This window comes from Mesorhizobium sp. CO1-1-8 (genome assembly GCF_020164875.1).
Lineage (GTDB): Bacteria > Pseudomonadota > Alphaproteobacteria > Rhizobiales > Rhizobiaceae > Mesorhizobium.
Map to the genome: position 1 here is coordinate 73,888 of NZ_JAIUGZ010000002.1, position 16,755 is coordinate 90,642.

Here is a 16,755-nt window from a genome sequence, read left to right on the forward strand (position 1 = left end):
GACTGCTCGGGTGCCAAATTCACGCCGTTGCCCGGCGTCGTCTTGTCGTTTCGCGCACCGGATTTTGTCTTCCGCCACGCACGGTCGGTTTTGGCCGGCCGATCTCCTCGCCTCCGGCTTCTCCGCCGGCATTTTCCGGCTGACGTCAGCCGGCCAGATGCCCTTCGGCACGCGCCAGCGCGGCGCGCTGTTCGGTTCGCGCGGCAAGCGCGTCTTCCAGCGTCACCGGAACGAAGCGCGCCGGGGTATGTGGCTGGAGCTGGGCGATAAGGTCCATGTCGGCCGATATCACCACGCCCAGCATCATGTACCCGCCACCCGAAACCGCATCCCGGTGAAGAACGATCGGCTCCGTGCCACTCGGCACCTGGACGGATCCGTAGGGATAGCAGGCATCGACGATGTTCGAGGGGTCGGAGCCCGCACCGAAAGGCTGCTCGCGCTCGACGAACTCCAGTGGCGTCCCGCCCCGGAAGCGATAGCCGATGCGGTCGGCTTCGGGCGCGACCTTCCAGGTTTCCTCAAAGAACCGATTGCCGGCAGCCTCAGTGATCCGATGCCAGTACATGCCGGGAAGCATTCTGAGTTCCGCCGGACTATTGCGCGCGCGGCGTAGATTTGCAGGCAGTGAAAGACCGGCTTTGCCGGAACCTTCGCCGAGGGGAAGCTCATCACCCGCCTTCAGCGTGCGACCATGATGGCCGCCGAGTGCGCCCAGAATGTAAGTCGAGCGCGAACCGAGAACCACGGGTACGTCGATGCCGCCGGAGACGGCCAGATAAGCGCGCGCGCCGCCCTTGAGGAAGCCGAAGGAAAGCCGGTCACCGGCCTTCACCGGAAAACTTTCCCAGGTAGGCCGTTCCTCGGCATTGAGTTTGGGTGGGAGCTCTCCACCCGTGACGGCGACGACCGCGGATTGGGTGAATTCGAGTTCGGGGCCCATGAAAGTGGCTTCGAGCACCGCGGCACCCGGATCGTTGCCGACAAGCAGGTTTGCGATGCGTGTCGCAAAGCGGTCCATGCCGCCGCCTTCTGGAATGCCGACATGATAGTGGCCTGGTCGGCCAAGGTCCTGCACGGAAGTGGAGAGGCCGGGAGAGATTACCTTAACGGCCATTGATAAGCTCCATCAGCTTTGCATTGGTGCCGTAAATGTCGCTGTTGAAATCCTTCAGGCTGAAGGTGCACTCGCGAATCGTCGGCTGCCACCGATTGGCTTCGATTTCCTCAAGCGTGGCGTCGTAGTCATCGCGACCAATGGCCTTGAACTTGACGATGTCGCCTGGCTTGAACAGGCACATGTCATCGGCGAGGTAGCACACCTTCCTGGTCGGGTCGTAGATCGGGGCCGGGGTTATGCCATACATCTGGTAGCCGCCAGCGCCGCGTACCGAATAGATCGCTGCAAAGCAGCCACCATGGCCAATGGTGAGCTTGGGAGTGTCTGTGCGTGGACGCAAGTATTTCGGCGCCTGAATCTGTTTCTTGCGCTCAACCATCTGGTACAGGAAGGGCAGTCCGGCGACGAAGCCGACCATCGACACGAACCAGGGCTGGCCGGAATAGGCCGCGATAAACTCTTCCACCGTGGCGTAGCCGTTGATGCGTGCCGAATATTCAAGATCGGTGGAGGAGGGGTCCTGATGGCGCTCGCGGAAGCGCAGGCAGGTTTCACGCGTCCATGGATCCTGGAAGTAAACCGGCAGTTCGATGATCCGGGTCTTCAGCACCGGGTCCGCCTTCGAGGCCGCCTCTTCCATCGACTTCAGTTCGCTGAGCAAATCCTGCGGCTTGACGATGTCGGGGTTGAAGCGAATCTGGAAGCTGGCGTTGGCTGGGCAGATCTCGGTGACACCTCGGATGCCTGCCGTACGCACCGCATTGGTCATCGAAAGACCGGTAAAGAAGGAGGTGAGCGACATTTCCTCGGACACCTCGCCGAAGATATGTTCGTCACCGCCGAAGTTGAATCGTATCGACATCGGTGCTCCTTAACCCGCCAATGCTGCGGCGTTTTCGATGAGCCAGCCTTCCAGCCAGCGGGTATGTACGTCTCCGGCCCGCACCGCCGGATCGGCGGCCAGCGCAAGAAACAGCGGCTTGGTGGTCTTGAGCCCGCCGATCTTCAACTCGTTGAGCGCGCGGATCAGGCGCGCTATCGCCGCATCGCGCGTCTCTGCATGCACGATCAACTTGGCAAGCAGCGAGTCATAAAAGGGCGGCACCTGATAGCCATGGTAGAGCATCGAATCGAAGCGTACGCCCGGACCGCCGGGAATGCGAAGCTCGGCCACCTGCCCGGGGAATGGAGCGAACTCCTTCGCCGGGTCTTCGGCATTGAGCCGGACTTCGATCGCATGCCCCTTGACGGAGACATCGCCTTGCCGAATCCGCAGCTTCTCGCCGCCGGCGATGCGAAGCATCTCCGCAACGAGGTCGATGCCGGTGATCGCTTCGGTGACCGGGTGTTCGACCTGGATACGGGTGTTCATCTCGATGAAGTAAAAGCGGTCTGCTTCATCGTCATAAAGATACTCTACCGTGCCGGCACCAGAGTATTTGACCGCCTTGGCCAAAGCGACCGCCGAAGCGCAGAGCTCTTCGCGCAGCCTGTCTGAAAGTGCGCGCGACGGCGCCTCCTCCCAAACCTTCTGGCGTCGCCGCTGCAGCGAGCACTCGCGCTCGTAGCAGTGGATGGCATCGCTTCCGTCTGCCAGCACCTGCACCTCGATATGGCGGGCCTTGCCGATCACCTTTTCCATGTAGAGACCACCGTCGCCAAAGGCGGCGAGGGCTTCTGCTTCGGCCTGAGGAAAGGCTTGTTCGAACTCGGCGAGCGAGTTCGCGATGCGGATGCCCCGCCCGCCGCCGCCTGCCGCCGCCTTGATCATCACCGGAAAACCGGTTGCTGTCAGCACCTCGTGGCCAGCCTTGAGGCCCTCCACCCGACCAGCCGAGCCAGGCACCACAGGGACACCTGCAGCGGCCGCGGCCGATCGCGCCGAGACCTTGTCTCCCATCATCCGGATCGCATCTCCCGACGGGCCGACGAAGACCAATCCAGCGCCTGTGACCGCGTCGGAAAACGCGGCATTCTCGGCAAGGAACCCATAGCCTGGATGAACGCTGTCGCAACCGGTGTCGCGGGCAGCCTTCAGAATTGCTTCGACATTGAGATAGGACTTCTTTGCAGCTGGTGGGCCGATGTCGACCGCTTCGTCCGCAAGCTGGACGTGGAGCGACTCGGCGTCTGCGGCCGAATACACCGCCACGGTGGCGATCCCCAGATCTTGCGCGGCCCGGATGATCCTGACCGCTATCTCGCCCCGGTTGGCAACCAGAAGCTTTTTCAGCATCAGTCGAGATCCGCAATAGGTGCGCCGGCCATGATGGGGTCCTCATTGTCGGCAATGAAGCGGATGTTCGTACCGGCCGTCTCGGCCCTCACTTCGTGGAACGACTTCATCACTTCGATGAGACCGATTACGTCTCCGGCGGACACCGCGTCGCCATCCGCCTTGTAGGGCGGCTGGTCTGGCGAAGCGCTGCGATAAAAAGTGCCGGGAAGAGGCGAAAGAATCTGGGCCATAAAAAGCTCCGAAAAACTGCAGACAGACTAATTCAGAACCGCCTGTGCGGGCGGTTTCGTCGACTTCAGTGCCAAGGGGCGATTGCGGTGCGCACGGCCCTGGCGATTTCGATGGCGTTCGGCGTATCGGAATGCACGCAGATGGTTTCGCAGCGTACGGGGAAGAAACTGCCGTCCTCTGCCGTACCCTCGCCCTCCCTGATGGCGCGTACGCACCGTTCGGCCATCTCCGCGGGGTCCTTGGCGTCATGAACGCGTGTCAAGATCAGCTTGCCGGAGGCATCGTAGTCGAGATCGGCATAGAACTCGGCGACAAATGGGATACCGCGCCCTTGATAGATCTTCTCATGCAGGGTGCCCGTCATGCCGAAGAGGGGTACGCCGAAAACCTCTGCCGCGTCGCACACGCCATGGGCGATTGCCTCCTGCTGCATGGCCATGAAGTAGAGGCTGCCATGCGGCTTGATGTGGTGGAGTTCCACACCCTCGGCCTTAAGGAAGCCGGCAAGCGCTCCCACCTGGTAAATGATGGTGTTCCTGACTTCTTCGCGGGTCATCCGCATCTCGCGCCGGCCGAAACCCTGAATGTCGGGCAAGCCTGGATGGGCACCGATCTTTACGCCACTCGCCTTGGCGCTGCGGACGGCTGCGTGCATGTGATCCGGATCGGAGGCATGAAAACCACAGGCGACATTGGCAACGTCGATGATGGGCATCATGCCCGTATCATCGCCAACCCTGTAGAGGCCAAAGCTTTCGCCCATATCGCAGTTTAGCGTCACCGCCATCACATTGTTACCCCTCGAAGCTGCCGTCTTTGCGGCGTTGCAGCATTTTTTGCGCATGCGAGGGCGTTTGTGAAATAGTAGTTTATTGATTGTCATATCAAAAAAACAGATAATGCTTCTGGGTCGGAGCGCACCATGACCATCACCTTGAAACAGCTTGATTATTTTATCGCGACCGCCGAGAGCGGGCAGGTCAGTCATGCCGCGGTGGAACTCAACATCTCGCAATCGGCGGTCACCGCGGCGATAAAGACCCTTGAGGCTGATCTGGGCGTACGGCTTTTGGAGCGTAACCACGCTGGCGTAAGATTGACGATGGAGGGCGCGCGGTTTCTTGAACATGCGCGTGTGATCACCGGGGCCGTCGCTGCTGCCGTCCGAAGCCCGTTGCGCGATAGGAAAGGCCTGGCGGGCAAGCTGCGGCTGGGCATGACTTACACGGTCGTCGGCTACTACATGTCGCGCCATTACGCGCGGTTTCGAAAGACCTATCCCGAGATCGAGGTCGAGGTGCTGGAATTGCCCCGAGACGCGCTCGAAAGCGGCCTGATGTGCGGGGACATCGACATGGCCGTGATGCTGGTGTCCAACCTGGAGCACACCAAGGAGTTGGCGCAGGAGGTCTTGATGCGGTCGAACCGCCGGCTCTGGCTTTCGGCTGATCATCATCTGCTCGCGCGGCAGGAAATCAGCCTCGCCGATGTGGCGGCGGAAGATTATGTCATGCTGACGGTGGACGAGGCACGTACGACGGCCGCCCGTTACTGGGATGCCGCGGGCCTTTCGCTCCGCGCCGTCCTCACCACCAGTTCGGTCGAGGCCGTGCGGTCGCTCGTGGCTGCCGGCATGGGGGTCACTGTCCTGTCCGACATGGTTTACCGCCCCTGGTCCTTGGAGGGGCAGCGCATCGAAGTGCGCGGGCTTGTCGAGCCCATCCCTACCATGGACGTTGGCCTTGCCTGGTCGCGTGACAGATCAATCGAACCGGCGGCGGCGGCCTTCCGGGCCTTTATGTCCGTGACCATGGGCGGCGGCGGCTAACCTCCTGCCGCCACTCAGGCGCTATGGCTCAGGCTCGGAATGGTGGCGACGACGCGGGCGCGGTTCTCTTCGCCGGAGCCGATAAAGGTGGACAGAAGCAGCGTGTCGACGGCAACTGGGTTCATGGCGTTGACGCGGATGCCGAAGGGGGCGAGTTCCACGGCCATGGCCCGGGTGGCGGCAATCGCCCAGCAACGACCGCACGGGCGCCACGGAATTGTAGGAGGAAGGGATGACGCTGAGTTTCGACCCGCGGGCGAAGGCCGCGGCGCTCTACCACGGCGAATTCCGGCCGATGTTCGTCGGCGGCAACTGGGTTCCGGCACAGTCCGGCCAGGAGATGCAAGCGCTCAACCCGGCGACTGGCGAAGTGCTGGCCACCGTGCCGCGTGGCTCGGCGGCCGACGTCGATGCGGCGGTGGCCGCTGCGCGCACGGGTTTCGAAGGGCCGTGGTCAAAATTCTCGCCCTATGAGCGGCAGTGCGTGCTTCTGCGCATCGCCGATCTCTTCGAGACCCATTGGGAAGAACTGAGCGTTTCCGACACTCTCGACATGGGACTGCCGATCACGCGCACGCTCGCCAACCGGCGGCGCGTCATCGGCATGCTGCGCTTCTATGCCGGTATGGCGACCGCGCTGCATGGCGAATCCATAGACAATTCGATCCCTGGCGAGATCGTCAGCTTTACAAGGCGAGAGCCGGTGGGCGTTGTCGGCGCCATCATCCCCTGGAACGCTCCGACCGCCGCGTCGATCTGGAAGATCGCACCGGCTCTCGCCACCGGCTGCACCATCGTGCTGAAGCCCTCGGAGGATGCCTCATTGACGCCGCTGCTGATCGCCAGGCTGATGCAGGAGGCTGGCGTTCCCGACGGCGTTGTCAACGTCTTCACCGGCACCGGGGCAGAGGCCGGTGCGCGGCTCGCTGAACATCCCGATGTCAACAAGATCGTCTTCACCGGCTCGACGCTGACCGGCCAGGCCATCGCGCGGGCGGGCGTGACCAACCTCAAGCGCGTTTCCCTGGAGCTCGGCGGCAAATCGCCGATCATCGTCTGCCGTGATGCCGACATCGACAAGGCGGTTCCTGTCGCCGCTATGGCGGTGTTCGTGCATTCGGGCCAAATCTGCATCGCCGGATCGCGGCTGTTCGTGGCGCGCGAAATCCATGATGAATTCGTGCGCCGGGTCGCCGAGTTTGCCGGCAGGCTTCGCATCGGCCATGGCATCGAGGCGGAAACCGAAATCGGCCCGCTCATCAATGCCAGGCAGGCTGGCAAGGTGGTGGACTATATCAAAGCTGGCAGTGACGAAGGCGCCGAACTGATAGCGGGCGGCTCGCGACTGACCGGCGACCTCTACGACGGCGGCAATTTCATCGCGCCGACTGTCTTCGGCGCGGTGTCGGACAAGATGACCATCGCGCGTGAAGAAATCTTCGGTCCGGTGATTTCGGCGATGCCGTTCGACACGCTCGACGAAGCCGTGGCGCGGGCCAATGCGACGCCCTATGGCCTGGCGGCCGGCGTTTTCACCAGTCATCTGGGCACCGCCCACAAGCTCGCCCGCCGCATCAAGGCCGGCTCGGTGTGGGTCAACATGTACCACGCCATAGACCCGGCGGTGCCGTTCGGCGGCATGAAGATGTCCGGTTATGGCCGCGAGGGCGGCACCGAACATCTGCATGAATATCTGGAGACCAAGTCGATCTGGATCCAGACCGACTGAGCGTGCGCTGATATTCGGAGAAGGAGTGGTGCACATAGCCCGCGCGGTGATGATGCCGACTGAGCATGGTCGATCGGCTCTACCCGCATGCAGTGTGGAGAAAGAGGATGAGGAATCGTCGGTTGTGTCCTCTGCCGGATTTCACCTGCCGCAAAGCTCAGCCCGATGCCGGTAGTGTGCCGCGATCCCCGTGACGGTACTTTCTTGAGTGACGGGAGTGTCAAGCCAGGCAGTCAAGGGGGGCTCGGCTGGCCGTTTCCCTCGATCATCGCCATCAAGCAATCGCCAGCTTGTGTGCCGCTGATGCCCAGATCACGCACGCTGTTCATGTGGTTTCGGTCATTCAGGCGTAGGTCGCGGACAAGGTGCCCCTGCGCGCGCAAGCGCTTTCCGAAGTCGGCGGCCTGCTGGTGAAAAGGTGACGTTTCTTGATCTCCGACGAGAATGGTCGCTGCCGTCTCCGGGTCATGCCACCGCGTCATTGGGGTGAAGGCAGTTGCCTCCTCATCGGTGATTCCGATTAGCGGCTGGAGGAAGGACGTCTGAAGGGGCTTGAGGTCGTAAAGGCCGCCTAGCAGCAGCGCCGCACCTATGCCTGATGGCATTGGCGTCTTTTCGAACAGGAATGTGGCCAGGTGCGCACCCGCCGAGTGACCACTTACGCTTAGCCGGGCAGGGTCGCCGCCATGGGCGACTATATTGTCCAGCACCCATTGTTTGGCACGCCGGATCTGGTCGACGATTGCCGCCATCCTGAATTCGGGCATCAGCGCATAGTCGACGATGACCGCGATCGCCCCAGCCTCGGTGACTGTGTTCGCTACATAAGAATAGTCGCTCCTGGAGAACATGCGCCAGTAGCCGCCATGGATGAAGATGTGCACGGGAAGATCCCGGCGCGCGCCGGGCGGAAAGAACAGGTCCAACCTTTCGCCCTCGCCCTCGCCATAGGCGATATCAGCCGACATCGGCAGGGTCGCCCGGGTTTCGGCGCTGCGAGTCACTATGTCGGCCACGATATCGTCAAAATCGGCCACATGGTCGCGCGTGCGGAAAGGGTCCTTTGACATGACTGGCGGTTTAGAAGGTGACGGCAATATATTTAGCCTCCATGAACTCGGCGATGCCGTGGTGCTGGCCGCCTTCGCGGCCAAGGCCGCTCTCCTTGACGCCTCCGAATGGTGCGGCCGGATCCGACATCAGTCCCCGGTTGAGGCCGATCATGCCGGCCTCGATCCCCGACGCCACCCGCATGCCGCGCCCAACATCGCGTGTGTATATATAGGCGGCCAGGCCATATTCCGTGTTGTTAGCATGTGCGATGGCCTCGGCCTCGGTGTCGAAGCGTGTGATAGGTGCCACCGGGCCGAAAATCTCCTCGTGCGCCATCTCCGCATCGGGCGGCACATCGGACAGCACTGTGGGCGGATAGAAGAATCCTTCTTCCTCTGAAATCGACCCGCCGCAAAGCACCTTGGCTCCCCGGCCCACCGCGTCCTTGACCAGACGGTCGATCTTGTCGACAGCCTTTCTGGTGATCATCGGCCCGCACTCGGTGTCGGCATTCGGACCCGCCCCCACCTTGAGTGCCGCCATGCGCTTGCGGAGCCCGTCGGCAAAAGCATCATAGATTCCCGATTGCACATAGAGGCGATTGGCAGCGGTGCAGGCTTCGCCGGCGTTGCGCATCTTGGCGATCATCGCGCCGTCGAGGGCGGCGTCGAGATCGGTATCGTCGAAGACGACAAAGGGGGCGTTGCCGCCGAGTTCCATCGAACAAGAAATGACATGCTTTGAAGCCTCGCCGAGCAAGGTTCGGCCGACACCCGTCGACCCCGTGAAGGAGAGCTTCCTGACGCGCGGATCGGCGAGCATGGCCGAAGTCAGCGGCCCGGGACTGGTCGTGGTCAGCACGTTGACGACGCCGGCAGGCACGCCGGCTTCGCTGTAGAGTGCCGCCAGCACATAGGCCGTCAGCGGTGTTTCACTGGCCGGCTTCAGGACGACAGTGCAGCCTGCCGCCAGCGCCGGCGCGATCTTGCGGGTCGCCATCGCGGCCGGAAAATTCCACGGTGTGATCAGCACGCAAATTCCGATCGGCTCATAATCGACCACGATCCGGTTGGTGCCGGATGGCGCAGTGCCGAATTCACCGGTGATCCGGACCGCCTCTTCGGCATTCCAGCGGAAGAACTCGGCAGCATAAGCCACCTCGCCACGCGCGTCGCGCAACGCCTTGCCATTCTCCAGCGAGATCAGCATGGCAAGCGTTTCGGACCGTTCGACCATGAGCTCAAAACAGCGCCGAAGGATTTCCGAGCGTTTGCGAGGCGCAGTTTCCCGCCATCCCTTAGCTGCTTTGGCCGCGGCCTCGACGGCGGCGGTGGCGTCCTCGACTGTCGCATCGGGAACCGCCGCGATCACCGCCCCAGAGGAGGGATCGACGACATCGATGAGCCGACCGTCGGAGGACGGTCGCCAAGTGCCGTCGATGTAGAGTCCGTGCGAAAAACCGCGCACGTCATAGCCATCCTGGTCGAGTTGCTGAGCATTCAAATTCATCGCTTTGTTCCGTTTTTCACATAACGCAGGCGGCGAGGTCGCCGTCATGGGCAGCCTGGACGAGGCGTCGCATCGTGCCGAGATCGAAGGCACGCGGATTGTTCTTGATCAGACGGTCGATGCCGAGCGCTTGCTCAGCCGTCCAGTCAAGCTTGTCGGCAGGGAGGCCTAGATCCGCCAGTGTTGGCGTAATGCCGATCGCCGCGAACAATCGCCTGATCTCCGCGATTGTGGCGGCTGCCGTCTCGGCGGCGGTTCTGGCCTTGGTCTCCAAGCCAAGTGCCGCGCCGATCTCTGCCATCTCGTGAGCGGCGACGCGGCTGTTATAGGTCATCACGTAAGGCATCATTGTCGCCACGCCCAAACCATGGGCGGTGTGGGTGAGGGCGCCTGCCGGATATTGCACGGCATGCGCCGCCGCCGTGCCGGCGGTGCCGAATGCGCAGCCCGCCGCCAGCGCGCCCATCATGACATCGGCACGCGCGTCGGCATCGGTGCCGTCGCTGCAGGCTTTCTCCAGGCTCCGGCCAAGCAGTTTTATCGCGAGCAACGCGAAATGGTCGGTCAGCGCAGTCTTACCAATGAAGACATGCTGTTGCGGCAGGTTGGGGTCTTCTCCGCGCCGCATGGCGGTGAATGCCTCGATCGCATGGGTTAGCGCGTCGGCGCCGGCTATCGCGGTCAGGGCAGGGGGGCAGGTCATTGTCAGTTCGGGGTCGCACAAGGCAGTCGCAGCGATCAGATAAGGGCTCGATATGCCGACCTTGAGCGTCCGGTCCGGATCCGAGATCACCGCGACGGGTGTCACTTCGGAACCGGTGCCGGCTGTGGTGGGCACGGCGATCAGCGGTAGCGTCGGGCCCGGCACCTTGAACTCGCCATAGTAGTCCTGGAGCTTGCCGCCATGGCTGAGCAGCAAGGTGGCGCATTTGGCGAAATCGAGACAACTGCCGCCGCCGATGCCGATCACCATGTCCGGCCTGAACCCCTTCGCTTCCTCGACACAGATGCCGACTGTGTCGCGTGGCACGTCGGGCAGAACACGATCATGCACCAGGACCTCGATCGAGGCCGACTGAAGGGACTTGATGATGTCGGCGAATACCGTGGTGCCCGCGAAACGCTCATCGGTGCAGACCAGCGCGCGTCGGCCGAACCGGGCGGCGACCGTCGGCAGCACATGGCGCTGCCCCTTCCCGAACAGGATTTCACGCGGCAACCGCAGGGCGGCGAAGAGGGTCATGATCGGTCCTTTGACGGCGGCTGACTGGAAACGGAGGCATTGAACTCGGTCTGGATAGGGGCGGTCTGAGCGTGTGTCTCTCGCACTTAAAACATATCCGCTTTAAAATCGTATAGGATATAGGATTGCATCTGCGGAACCATCGTGTTAGCAGTCCTCACTGTCAAGAGGCAAAATATGCAGACCGCAAACTTACCCGACCCAAGTGACGCCAGCATTGGAGCTGGTCGCATCCAGCGCGCCAACAGTCTCGTCGAAGATGTCTATGAAGCCATCTTCGGGCAGTTGATGGCGCTGAAGATCCCGCCAGGCTCACGCATTACAGTCGACAGCCTGGTCAAGGAATTCAACGTCTCGCACACGCCGATCCGCGAAGCCCTCGGCCGGCTCGAAGGCGAAGGTCTGGTGCTCAAGACGCATTTGATCGGTTATCGTGCCGCGCCCCAGATCACCCGGCGCCGCTTCGACGAACTGTACGAGATGCGTCTGCTGCTCGAACCGCATGGCGCCGCAAAGGCCGCCGCAACGATGGACGAGGCCAAGCTCGATCTGTTGCTCGAAGCCGCCGGCGTGATGTCGCGCCGCGAAGGCAAGGACGACCGCGTACGCTATTCGAACTTCGCCAGGCAGGATGCGATCTTCCACGACAAGATCATGGAGTTTTCTCAAAACGAACTCATCCGCGAGACGTTGGGCCATCAGCACACGCACTTCCACATCTTCCGCCTGATGTTCCATGCACGCGTGACCGAGGAGGCGCTTGACGAACACGAGGCGATCCTTGCCGCGTTCGGCTCGGCCGATCCCGATGCCGCCGAAAAGGCGATGCGCATCCACATAGAGCACTCGCGCGATCGCCTGCTGCCGGCATTCGATTGAGGTCGGAACGGATGTCCATTGCCGCGAATATCGCCGGGGAGGGCGGAAGCACGTTGTCCAGCGATGCGCCTGGTTCGCTCGAACCGGTGCTGCGCGCTCAGGAATTGTCCAAGCAATACGGCCCGGTGACGGTGTTGTCGGACGTCACCCTGGACGTCCTGTCCGGTGAGATCCACGCCATCATTGGCGAGAACGGTGCCGGCAAGTCGACGTTGATGCGGCTGCTGTCCGGCTATGTCGAGCCAAGCCACGGCACATTGTCGATGAGCGGACACACGGTGAAATTTGCCAAGCCCAGCCAGGCACAGGATGCGGGTATCGCTTTGGTTCATCAGGAGATCCTGCTCGCCGAGGGGCTCACGGTCACCGACAATCTGTTTCTCGGGCGAGAGCTTTCGCGTGGCCATGTCGTGGATGACCGCACCATGCGCCGGCTGGCAGCCGAGAAACTGGCGCAGATCGGCTGCGCGGTCTCGCCAAGGGCACTGGTGGGCGACGTCTCGCTGGCAGACCGGCAGATGGTGCAGATCGCTCGCGCCCTGCTTGACGACCATAAGGTGGTTATCTTCGACGAGCCGACCGCCGTTCTGACCGGTGGCGAGGTCGAGCGCCTGCTGGAGATCGTCCTGCAACTGAAGGCTCACGGCACCGCCGTGCTCTATATCAGTCACCGATTGGACGAGGTGCAACGGGTCGCCGACAAGGTGACCGTTCTGCGCGACGGCAAGATGGTCGGCACCTATCCCGGCAGGACGCTGAGCCAGATGGATATGGCGCGGCTGATGGTCGGGCGCGAACTGGCAGCACTCTATCCCAAAAAAACCGTGGCGCCTTCGGATGTGCCGATGCTGAGCGTCAGCAACGCCTCCGTTCCCGGCTATGCAGAGGACGTGTCGTTCACGGTCCACAAGGGCGAGATCCTTGGGTTTGCCGGCATGGTCGGGGCGGGCCGCACCGAACTCTTCGAGGGCATTATCGGCCTGCGCCCGGCGACCGCCACCGTTGAACTCAAGGGCAAGTCGGTCCATTTCCAGTCGCAACGCGCGGCGATCGACGCCGGCGTCGGTTACCTGACCGAGGATCGCAAGGGCAAGGGACTGCTGCTGCAAGAGCACCTGGCGCCTAACCTGACGCTGTCGGCGCTCGGTGTGTTCCATCCCGGCCTCTCGGTAGGTCGGCGCCGCGAAGCGGAGGCCTTGGAACAGGCCGTGGAGACATATGACATCAGGCTGAAGAGCCTCGGCGCCAAGGCGGGCCAGCTTTCCGGAGGCAATCAGCAGAAGCTGCTGCTGGCGAAGGTGCTGCTGACCGATCCTTCGGTGGTCATTATCGACGAGCCCACGCGTGGCATCGACATCGCCAACAAGGCGCAGATCTATGCCTTCATCCAGGAGCTTGTGGCCAGGGGCAAGGCCTGCATCGTCATCTCTTCGGAGATGCAGGAATTGATCGGCATCTGCGACCGCATCCTGGTGATGCGCGAAGGCCGCATCACCGGCGAGGTCAGTGGCGCCGAAATGACCGAAAGCAATGTGGCGGTACTGGCGACCAGCGGCCCCAAGCCAGGGCCAAAAGCCAAGGGAGGCACAGAATGGCTGTCATGACCGAATCCGCACCCAGGCGTCGCCCCCTCGATCTCAACATCAGTTGGACCGACATCGGACCCTTCCTTGCGCTGGCGGCCCTCCTGGTCGTGGGTTACCTCATCAACCCCGATTTCCTGTCCGCCACCAACCTCGCCAACGTCATCACCCGAAGCGCCTTCATCGCTATCATCGCTGTCGGCGCGACATTTGTGATCTCGTCCGGGGGGCTCGATCTTTCCGTCGGCTCGATGGCCGCCTTCATCACCGGCATCACCATCATGTTCATGAACGCGGTGGCGCCGCATGCCGGCATCTGGGCTATTCCCGCCGGTATGGCGGTGGCGATCCTGGTCGGCCTGCTGTGTGGGCTTACCAACGGCCTCATCGTCACGGTCGGGAGGATCGAACCGTTTATCGCCACGCTGGGCACGATGGGGATTTTCCGGGCGCTGATAACCTATCTGACCGACGGCGGCACGATATCGATCGACCGGTCGCTGCGCGAGGCCTACCGGCCTGTCTATTTCGGCACGGTTGCCGGCGTCCCGGTTCCAATCCTCATATCCATCGCAGTCGCCGCGGTCGCATCCTTCATCCTTTACAAGATGAAATATGGGCGCAAATGTGCGGCGGTCGGCGCCAATGAGGATGTCGCCCGCTATTCCGGCATCTCGGTGATCAGGACACGGACCGTGGCCTATATCGTCCAGGGTGTCTGCGTGGCGATTGCCGCGATCTGCTACGTGCCGCGCCTGGGCGCCGCAACGCCGACGACCGGACAGCTTTGGGAACTGCAGGTCATCACAGCCGTGGTGATTGGCGGCACCGCATTGCGCGGCGGCAAGGGCCATGTGTGGGGAACAGTCGCCGGCGCCGTCATCCTGGAACTCATCGCCAACCTCATGGTGCTGTCGGACTTCGTCTCTGAATACCTCGTTGCCGCTGTTCAGGGCGTCATCATCATCATCGCCATGCTCATCCAGCGGTTTTCGAATTCGAAATAGCGCCGCGTCCGGACCACGCGGATTAACGTTCTTGTAGGTCCAAGGGAGAAGACAATGTTCAGTAGAAAATGGATTGCGGCGGCGACACTTGGCGCGCTGCTGCTGGCCGGCCAGGCGATGGCGCAAGACAAGAAGGTCATCGCGGTGTCGATACCGGCAGCTGATCACGGTTGGACGGCCGGCATCGTCTATCACGCACAAGCGGCGGCCAAGGAAATCAACGCGGCGTTCCCGAACGTCGAAGTGGTCGTGAAGACGTCGCCGTCCGCGGCGGAGCAGGTCAGCGCGCTTGAGGACCTGTCGGCCAGCCGCAAGCTGGACGCCTTGGTGATCCTGCCTTACAGCTCGGAAGAGCTGACTCAGCCGGTCAAGGCCATTAAGGACATGGGCACGTTCATCACCGTCGTCGATCGCGGTCTGACTGACGCCTCCGTCCAGGATCTTTACCTCGCCGGCGACAATATCGCGGTTGGCACCAACACAGCCAAGTTCATGATCGACAAGCTCGGCGGCAAGGGCGACGTCGTTGTGCTGCGCGGCATTCCGACCGTCATCGACGACGAGCGCATCAAGGGCTTTCAGGACACGATCAAGGGCACTGATCTGAAAGTCCTCGACATCCAGTACGCGCATTGGAACAGCGACGAAGCCTTCAAGCTGATGCAGGACTATCTGGCCAAGTACCCGCGTATCGATGCGGTGTGGGCCAATGACGACGACATGCTGCTTGGCGTGCTCGAGGCGGTCAAGCAGTCGGGCCGGACCGATATCAAGCTAGCGCTCGGTGGCAACGGCATGAAGGACATCGTCAAGAAAGTGATCGACGGCGACGCCATGACGCCGGTCGAGACGCCATATCCGCCGTCGATGATCAAGACCGCGATCTACATGACCGTTGCGAACCTGATCGGCCAGGCACCCGTCCGTGGCACCGTCAAGCTCGACGCGCCGTTGATCACCCAGGCCAACGCCAAGGAATACTATTTCCCGGACTCGCCATTCTGACCCTATCCGATTTCACCGAAAGGCAGGGCGCGGTCTGCGCCTTGCGTAGCTCAAAACACTGAGAGGAAGAGCCATGCCAGGCAAAAAGATACTGATGCTGACCGGTGAGTTCACCGAAGAATACGAAATCTTTGTCTATCAGCAGGCGATGGAAGCCGTAGGTCACACCATCCACGTGGTATGCCCGGACAAGAACGCCGGAGATCTGATCAAGACCTCGCTGCACGACTTCGAGGGCGACCAGACCTACACCGAAAAGCTCGGCCACTATGCGCTGATCAACAAGACTTTCTCGGAAGCCGAGAGGCAGCTCGATCAATATCATGCCGTCTACTGCGCGGGCGGCCGCGGCCCCGAATACATCCGCACCGACAAGCGCGTGCAGGCGATCGTGCGCCATTTTCACGAGGCCAAGAAGCCGATCTTCACTATCTGCCACGGTGTGCAGATCCTGATCGCTGTCGACGGCGTGGTGCGTGGCAAGAAGGTCGCAGCACTCGGCGCCTGCGAGCCTGAGGTGACACTGGCGGGTGGCACCTATATCGACCTGTCGCCGACCGAGGCCTATGTGGACGGGACAATGGTTTCGGCCAAAGGCTGGACGGCGCTTGCTGCGTTCATCCGCGAATGTTTGAAGGTGCTGGGAACGGAAATCCGCCACGCATAAGCTTCTGGAACCGACGCATTCGCCAAGGAATGCGTCGGTTCCCTTCAACAGCGCCTCCATATCCATCAATTCGGTCGGGATCGCGGCTGCCGAGCGCAACGATATAGGCGAGATGCTCGAGGATTGCCGCCTGGTTGGCCGCTTTTCGTCCTGCCCACGCAGTGAGGCGCTCCGGGCTTTGCTCGTTCAGATTTCAAGTTCCTGGCACCACTCAACAGCTGCAACGGCGCGACGCCACCAGTAATCGTGGTGCGTTTGAGTTCAGGCCTGCGCCAGTGAATCTGGCATCGCGGATAACCCAATAATCTCCTGGCGTCTGGGGTTGGTCATCGGCCTGACGAAAAGAACGACGTCCAGGAACGATTTCAGCCGGCTGTCGTTGCCTAGCATTAGGCATCCCTTATGGAAGTTGCGAAATGCCGCTGTGTCAGAATCTATGCCCTCTTGAAATGACATTCAAATGTCCGCGTTGCGGATTGGCTCTGCTGAAACCCGGGCGTTGGTTCCAGGTTGCATCCAAATATCGCTGTGAGGGGTGTCACAGCGAAATCCGGATTACCTATCCCGACAAGATTGCACTATTCCAGAAGTATGCGGCTTCGCCGCGCGAGGGTCCATCTCCGCCAAAACATAGCTCAGTCCTGACCAAGTCATTCAGCGGC

Annotated in this window: 16 protein-coding genes; 7 read left to right on the forward strand and 9 right to left on the reverse strand. The window is 61.8% G+C overall.

Going from position 1 to position 16,755, the window contains the following annotated elements; all coding sequences use genetic code 11:
• Positions 1-145: 145 nt before the first annotated feature.
• From LB558_RS03800 to pxpA, 5 genes are all read right to left on the reverse strand, one after another.
• Positions 146-1,117 (reverse strand): biotin-dependent carboxyltransferase family protein, encoded by a 972-nt coding sequence (locus tag LB558_RS03800; protein WP_224696293.1) that lies wholly within the window; start codon positions 1,115-1,117, stop codon positions 146-148.
• Positions 1,107-1,982 (reverse strand): 5-oxoprolinase subunit B family protein, encoded by an 876-nt coding sequence (locus LB558_RS03805; protein WP_224696294.1) that lies wholly within the window; start codon positions 1,980-1,982, stop codon positions 1,107-1,109. The genes LB558_RS03800 and LB558_RS03805 overlap by 11 nt, the downstream gene beginning before the upstream one ends.
• 9 nt (positions 1,983-1,991) lie before the next feature.
• Positions 1,992-3,356, reverse strand: coding sequence for an acetyl-CoA carboxylase biotin carboxylase subunit (locus LB558_RS03810; RefSeq protein ID WP_224696295.1), 1,365 nt, complete (start codon positions 3,354-3,356; stop codon positions 1,992-1,994).
• Positions 3,356-3,589 (reverse strand): acetyl-CoA carboxylase, encoded by a 234-nt coding sequence (locus LB558_RS03815; RefSeq protein ID WP_013533152.1) that lies wholly within the window; start codon positions 3,587-3,589, stop codon positions 3,356-3,358. The genes LB558_RS03810 and LB558_RS03815 overlap by 1 nt, the downstream gene beginning before the upstream one ends.
• Positions 3,590-3,654: 65 nt before the next feature.
• Entirely contained in the window at positions 3,655-4,377 is a 723-nt protein-coding gene (pxpA, locus tag LB558_RS03820) for a 5-oxoprolinase subunit PxpA (protein ID WP_224696296.1), read from the reverse strand.
• A 135-nt stretch (positions 4,378-4,512) separates the two neighbouring features.
• On the opposite strand from pxpA, the gene LB558_RS03825 reads away from it, so the two are divergent.
• Entirely contained in the window at positions 4,513-5,418 is a 906-nt protein-coding gene (locus LB558_RS03825; RefSeq protein ID WP_013533150.1) for a LysR family transcriptional regulator, read from the forward strand.
• Positions 5,419-5,432: 14 nt separating this feature from the next.
• Here LB558_RS03825 and LB558_RS33015 read toward each other — a convergent pair whose 3' ends face one another.
• Entirely contained in the window at positions 5,433-5,744 is a 312-nt protein-coding gene (locus LB558_RS33015) for an SDR family oxidoreductase (RefSeq protein ID WP_224696297.1), read from the reverse strand.
• Between LB558_RS33015 and LB558_RS03835 the strand changes: the two genes are divergently transcribed.
• Positions 5,651-7,147, forward strand: coding sequence for an aldehyde dehydrogenase family protein (locus LB558_RS03835; RefSeq protein WP_224696298.1), 1,497 nt, complete (start codon positions 5,651-5,653; stop codon positions 7,145-7,147). The two genes, LB558_RS33015 and LB558_RS03835, sit on opposite strands and share 94 nt — an antisense overlap.
• 233 nt (positions 7,148-7,380) lie before the next feature.
• Here the strand turns inward: LB558_RS03835 and LB558_RS03840 are convergent, their stop codons facing one another.
• The 3 genes from LB558_RS03840 to LB558_RS03850 are packed head-to-tail and all read right to left on the reverse strand — an operon-like array spanning position 7,381 to position 10,952.
• Positions 7,381-8,217: an alpha/beta hydrolase gene (locus LB558_RS03840; protein ID WP_224696736.1), complete on the reverse strand. Its 837-nt coding sequence runs from the start codon at positions 8,215-8,217 to the stop codon at positions 7,381-7,383.
• A 10-nt stretch (positions 8,218-8,227) separates the two neighbouring features.
• Entirely contained in the window at positions 8,228-9,709 is a 1,482-nt protein-coding gene (locus LB558_RS03845; RefSeq protein ID WP_224696299.1) for an NAD-dependent succinate-semialdehyde dehydrogenase, read from the reverse strand.
• A 16-nt stretch (positions 9,710-9,725) separates the two neighbouring features.
• Complete coding sequence (locus LB558_RS03850; protein ID WP_224696300.1) at positions 9,726-10,952, reverse strand: iron-containing alcohol dehydrogenase; 1,227 nt, start codon at positions 10,950-10,952, stop codon at positions 9,726-9,728.
• Positions 10,953-11,129: 177 nt separating this feature from the next.
• Here LB558_RS03850 and LB558_RS03855 point away from each other — a divergent pair, with 177 nt between their 5' ends.
• From LB558_RS03855 to LB558_RS03875, 5 genes are all read left to right on the forward strand, one after another.
• A complete protein-coding gene (locus LB558_RS03855) occupies positions 11,130-11,831 on the forward strand; it encodes a GntR family transcriptional regulator (protein WP_224696301.1) in 702 nt (233 codons plus the stop codon).
• A gap of 11 nt (positions 11,832-11,842) precedes the next feature.
• Positions 11,843-13,435, forward strand: a complete 1,593-nt coding sequence (locus tag LB558_RS03860; protein ID WP_224696302.1) for a sugar ABC transporter ATP-binding protein — start codon at positions 11,843-11,845, stop codon at positions 13,433-13,435.
• A complete protein-coding gene (locus LB558_RS03865) occupies positions 13,423-14,421 on the forward strand; it encodes an ABC transporter permease (protein ID WP_412033432.1) in 999 nt (332 codons plus the stop codon). Before LB558_RS03860 ends, LB558_RS03865 begins: the two co-directional genes overlap by 13 nt.
• Before the next feature lie 54 nt (positions 14,422-14,475).
• Positions 14,476-15,426 carry a substrate-binding domain-containing protein gene (locus LB558_RS03870; RefSeq protein ID WP_224696303.1) on the forward strand — a complete coding sequence of 317 codons (951 nt, stop codon included), beginning with the start codon at positions 14,476-14,478 and terminating at the stop codon, positions 15,424-15,426.
• Between the two features lie 73 nt (positions 15,427-15,499).
• Positions 15,500-16,093: a DJ-1/PfpI family protein gene (locus LB558_RS03875; protein ID WP_013533129.1), complete on the forward strand. Its 594-nt coding sequence runs from the start codon at positions 15,500-15,502 to the stop codon at positions 16,091-16,093.
• Positions 16,094-16,755 lie beyond the last annotated feature (662 nt).